We start from the raw sequence: 5,133 nt of genomic DNA, 5'->3' as shown, positions 1-5,133 counted from the left end.
CTCACAGTTTCGAAGACCATGATCTGGGAACCGGTGGCAACCTTGTCGCCCACCTTGATCAGGATCTCTTTGACGATACCGGCGGCGGGGGCCGGGACTTCCATGGAGGCCTTGTCACCTTCCACGGCGATCAGGGACTGGTCCAGCTCGACCTTGTCACCCACAGCCACCATGATCTCGGTGACTTCAACTTCATCGGCACCGATATCCGGCACCATAATCTGTTTGGACATTGCGCTTTATCCTCTTGCGTGCATTCGCGTGGCTGCCTGAGCATCACCACGCGCATCCCGCGTTATCCGTTTAAACCCAGGCAAGGTCGCGCCGGATACCCGGCGCGACACTCAATCCTCTTACGCGTACAGCGGGTTGACCTTGTCGGCATCGATGCCGTACTTGGCGATGGCCTCAGCCACAACCTGCTTGTCTACCTCGCCGCGCTTGGCCAGTTCGGTCAGGGCAGCAACCACTACGTAGAACTCGTTCACTTCGAAGTGACGACGCAGGTTGGCACGGCTGTCGGAGCGGCCGTAACCGTCGGTACCCAGTACACGGTAGTTCTCGGTCGGAACGAAGGCACGCACCTGATCGGCGAAGGACTTCATGTAGTCGGTCGCGGCGATGGTGGCTTCGGAACCCAGTACCTGAGCGATGTAGGGCACACGCGCTTCGGCGGTCGGGTGCAGCATGTTCCAGCGATCCGCGTCCTGACCGTCACGAGCCAGTTCGTTGAAGGAGGTAACGCTGAACACGTCGGAACCCACGCCGTACTCGCTGGCCAGGATCTGGGCGGCAGTGCGCACGTGACCCAGGATGGAACCACAACCCAGCAGCTGTACCTTGGCCTTGGTGCCGGCCACGGTTTCCAGCTTGTAGATACCCTTGCGGATGCCTTCCTCGGCGCCTTCCGGCATGGCCGGCATGGCATAGTTCTCGTTCAGGGTAGTGATGTAGTAGAACACGTTCTCCGGGTTCTCACCGTACATGCGGCGCAGGCCGTCCTGTACGATCACCGCCACTTCATAGGCGTAGGACGGGTCGTAGGAGATGCAGTTCGGGATGGTGTTGGCCAGGATGTGGCTGTGACCATCTTCGTGCTGCAAGCCCTCTCCGTTAAGAGTGGTACGACCGGAGGTCGCGCCCAGCAGGAAGCCACGGGCTTGCTGGTCACCGGCTGCCCACGCCATGTCGCCGATCCGCTGGAAGCCGAACATGGAGTAGTAGATGTAGAACGGGATCATCGGGCAGTCGTTGGTGCTGTAAGAGGTGGCAGCAGCCAGCCAGGAGGACATGGCGCCCAGCTCGTTGATACCGTCTTGCAGAACCTGACCCTGCTTGTCTTCCTTGTAGTAGGAGACGATGTCGCGGTCTTGCGGGGTGTACTGCTGACCGTGCGGGCTGTAGATACCGATCTGGCGGAACAGACCTTCCATACCGAAGGTACGGGCTTCGTCAGCCAGGATCGGGACGATGCGCTTGCCGATGGACTTGTCTTTCAGCATCACGTTCAGGGAACGCACGAACGCCATGGTGGTGGAGATTTCGCGCGCCTGTTCACCCAGCAGCGGACCGAAGGCATCCAGCGCCGGGATTTCCAGCTTGGTGGTGCTCTCGCGCAGACGGGTCGGTACATAGCCCTTCAGTGCGGCACGGCGGGCGTGCAGGTACTTGTGCTCTTCGGTACCCTCTTCGATCTTCAGGTACGGCAGGTTTTCCAGCTGCTCGTCGGTCACCGGCAGGTTGAAACGATCGCGCAGGTGACGCACGGAGCCCAGATCCATCTTCTTGACCTGGTGAGCGATGTTCTTGCCTTCGGCCGCTTCGCCCATGCCATAGCCCTTGATGGTCTTGGCCAGGATCACGGTCGGCTTGCCCTTGGTCTGTGCTGCTTTGGAGAAGGCGGCGAACAGTTTGCGGGGGTCGTGACCACCGCGGTTCAGGGCGAAGATCTCCTCGTCGGTCATGTCTTTGACCAGCGCGGCGGTTTCCGGGTAACGGTTGAAGAAGTGCTCGCGCACGTAGGCACCGTCACGGGACTTCATGGTCTGGTAGTCACCGTCCACGGTCTCGTTCATCAGCTGGATCAGCTTGCCGGAAGTGTCTTTCTTCAGCAGCTCATCCCACTTGCGACCCCAGATGACCTTGGTCACGTCCCAGCCAGCGCCGGCGAACAGGCCTTCCAGCTCGTTGATGACCTTGCCGTTGCCGACAACCGGACCATCCAGACGCTGCAGGTTGCAGTTGACCACGAACACCAGGTTGTCGAGCTTTTCACGCACGGCAACGGTCAGGGCACCCTTGGCTTCCGGCTCGTCCATCTCGCCATCACCCAGGAAGGCGTAAACGGTCTGCTCGGAGCAATCCTTGATGCCACGGTCGGTCAGGTACTTCAGGAAACGCGCCTGATAGATGGCGGCGATGGGGCCCAGACCCATGGAAACGGTCGGGAACTGCCAGAATTCCGGCATCAGTTTCGGGTGCGGGTAGGAAGGGATACCCTTGCCATCCACTTCCTGACGGAAGTTGTCCAGCTGCTCTTCGGTCAGGCGACCTTCGGCGAATGCACGGGCGTAGATGCCCGGGGAGATGTGACCCTGGAAGTAGACCAGATCGCCACCGTCCTTCTCGTTGCGGGCACGGAAGAAGTGGTTGTAGCAGACTTCGTAGATAGTCGCGGAAGAAGCGAAGGAAGACATGTGACCACCCAGGTCCAGGTCTTTCTTGGAGGCGCGCAGCACGATCATCATGGCATTCCAGCGGATGATGGCGCGAATGCGGCGTTCCATTTCCAGGTCGCCCGGGTAAGCCGGCTCGTCGCTGGACGGGATGGTGTTGATGTAGTCGCGGTTTGCCTTGGCAGCCACGTCCACACCGCTTGCGCGGGCTTTCTCGGCCAACTGTTCAAGGATGAACTGAGCGCGTTGCGGACCCTCTTCACGCAGCAGGGATTCCAGAGAGGCAAGCCACTCCAGCGTTTCTATCGGGTCCACATCGTTCTTCAGGATATCAGACATGGCTGGTTCCTATGTTGTTGTGATTGCACGGCATTGCACGGCGAAGGGCGCAAGCATTCGACAATTAAGAAAGCCTTGTGGGATTAGTTTTCCTGCTGACGGATCCGACGCATGGATCGCTGGATCCGGCTGTCTTCCCTCTGCATATCCAACAAGGTGTCCTCGATAAAGGCCAGGTGCTCATGACAAGCAGCCCTGGCCCGCTCCGGAGCCCCCGACAGGATAGCCTCGATCAGGCTCGCACGATGGCGACGGATCTTGGCGACCACTCCCGGACGGCGATTCAAAATTTCGTTATTGCGTAAAATGTTCTGCTCAAGCATGGGGCCCATGGCCCGCAACAGGTGCAGCAGCACCACGTTGTGGGAGGCCTCGGCCACGGCCAGATAGAACTGGGTCACGGCGGCCGATTCGACCACCAGCGACCCTTGCTGACCGGCTTCTTCAATGGCGGCTTGCGCCAGGCGAATCCGTTCGAAATCAGCCTCGGTGCCCCGCAGCGCCGCATAGTAGGCACAGATGCCTTCCAGTGCGTGACGAAACTCCAGCAGGTCGTACTGGGCTTCCGGGTGAGTGCTGAGCAGTTCGAACAGGGGGTCGGCGATCCCCTTGCTCAGGGCATTTTGTACGTAAGTGCCACCGCCCTGACGACGATACAAGAGTCCTCTCGCTTCCAGGCGCTGGATGGCTTCGCGCAAGGAAGGGCGCGACACCTGAAACTGGATGGCGAGTTCCCGCTCGGGCGGCAACTTCTGGCCCGGCTGCAGGCTGCCTTCCAGAATCATGCTTTCCAGCTCGGCGACGATGGCGTCGGCCAGCTTGGGCTGAGTTATCTTGATATAGGGCATGAGGCTACTTTGTTAAATTGGTATTACCAATTTTATGATTGGGGCGAAAATTAGCAGAGGGCTTGAAAAAAGTCCACCCAAAAGATGATCTGAATCAAGAAGCTAGGCTGCCACTTTGGGGGTAAAAACGCGGAATCATGATATAGCTCATAGAAAATGGTCTGACCAATATTTGTGAGCTTGCTCACCGATAACATTTGGCCAACAGCATGAAAAATGGCTTGCCAGACAAGGCAAGCCATTGATTCTAAAAACACAAAATAATTTTTAGATTTTTCACTCAAAGTGAAGCTTTTCCCGATAGCGAGGCCATTCGAAACTGTCACCCGGATCCGTCTTGCGGCCCGGCGCGATGTCGCAGTGGCCGACAATACGGTCCGCCGTGATGGCGGGATAACGGTGAACAATCGCCCGGCTGAGGTCCGACAGCACCTCGTATTGCTTGTCGCTGTAGGGAAGCTCGTCGGTCCCTTCCAGTTCGATCCCGATGGAAAAATCGTTGCACGCCTCCCTCCCCTCCCAGCTCGAGACTCCTGCATGCCATGCCCTGGCGCCAAAAGGCACGTACTGTACCAGTTCCCCATCACGGCGGATCAGGCAGTGGGCCGAGACCCTCAGTTGATGAATACCGGCGAAATAGGGGTGAGCACCGGGATCGAGCCGCCCCAGAAACAGATCGTCGATAAAGGGGCCACCAAACTGCCCGGGGGGCAGGCTGATGCCGTGTATCACCAGCAAGGAGACATCCTCCGGGCTGAGCCTCTCATTGTGATGGGGGGAAGGCACCTTGCGGGCCTGCTCGCACCATCCTTCTCGATCGATGGAAAACAGGGTTGTGGGTTGTGTCATCGTCTGCTCGACTCACAAATGGAAGCGATGTGCCTCTGGCGGGATGGGAAAACTGGGAACAAGTCTCTGAATTCATGGATAACGCTATGTTAGGCTGAGCCATTCACTCGCGCGATATGGGACACACTATGCACCCGATGGCACGCCGTCTCTGGCTGCTCACCTGGCTCTCGCTGCTGGGTCTGCTGACCCTCTACTTTCATGGTCGTGAACAACCGTCGGTGACCGCCAGCGGCGATCTGCTGCTCAGGGCCGATGCCAGCGGCCATTATCGTCTGGAGGGTGCCATCAACGACCAGCCGGTGCAACTGCTGCTGGACACAGGAGCAACCCGGGTGACCATACCGAGCCAGGTGGCCGCCCGGCTCGGCCTCGTCGCCACGGGCCGCAGCCGTGTCAATACGGCAGCCGGAGAGATCCAG

The 5,133-nt window shown here is 59.0% G+C and carries 5 protein-coding genes; 1 reads left to right on the top strand and 4 read right to left on the bottom strand.

Annotated elements, in window-relative coordinates; all coding sequences use genetic code 11:
* The 4 genes from AACR77_RS04495 to ampD form a co-directional block, all read right to left on the bottom strand.
* The coding region (locus AACR77_RS04495) for a biotin/lipoyl-containing protein (RefSeq protein WP_042879994.1) at positions 1–233 on the bottom strand (233 nt) is incomplete at its 3' end.
* 120 nt (positions 234–353) lie between these two features.
* Positions 354–3,014 (bottom strand): pyruvate dehydrogenase (acetyl-transferring), homodimeric type, encoded by a 2,661-nt coding sequence (aceE, locus tag AACR77_RS04490; protein ID WP_039040509.1) that lies wholly within the window; start codon positions 3,012–3,014, stop codon positions 354–356.
* Positions 3,015–3,097: 83 nt separating this feature from the next.
* Positions 3,098–3,862, bottom strand: coding sequence for a pyruvate dehydrogenase complex transcriptional repressor PdhR (pdhR, locus tag AACR77_RS04485; RefSeq protein ID WP_010675815.1), 765 nt, complete (start codon positions 3,860–3,862; stop codon positions 3,098–3,100).
* Positions 3,863–4,138: 276 nt separating this feature from the next.
* A complete protein-coding gene (gene ampD, locus AACR77_RS04480) occupies positions 4,139–4,711 on the bottom strand; it encodes a 1,6-anhydro-N-acetylmuramyl-L-alanine amidase AmpD (RefSeq protein ID WP_039040507.1) in 573 nt (190 codons plus the stop codon).
* 128 nt (positions 4,712–4,839) lie between these two features.
* Between ampD and AACR77_RS04475 the strand changes: the two genes are divergently transcribed.
* Positions 4,840–5,133: retropepsin-like aspartic protease family protein (locus tag AACR77_RS04475; RefSeq protein ID WP_042879991.1), on the top strand; the 294-nt coding region annotated here is incomplete at its 3' end.

Source organism: Aeromonas sp. ZOR0002 (genome assembly GCF_963866995.1).
GTDB classification, from domain to species: Bacteria; Pseudomonadota; Gammaproteobacteria; order Enterobacterales; family Aeromonadaceae; genus Aeromonas; species Aeromonas caviae.
This window is presented reverse-complemented; position numbering and strand designations above follow the sequence as displayed.

Coding starts and splice junctions, on each gene's coding strand:
- aceE (WP_039040509.1), bottom strand. CDS start 3,014: ATGTCTGATATCCTGAAGAACGATGTGGACCCGATAGAAACGCTGGAG.
- ampD (WP_039040507.1), bottom strand. CDS start 4,711: ATGACACAACCCACAACCCTGTTTTCCATCGATCGAGAAGGATGGTGC.
- pdhR (WP_010675815.1), bottom strand. CDS start 3,862: ATGCCCTATATCAAGATAACTCAGCCCAAGCTGGCCGACGCCATCGTC.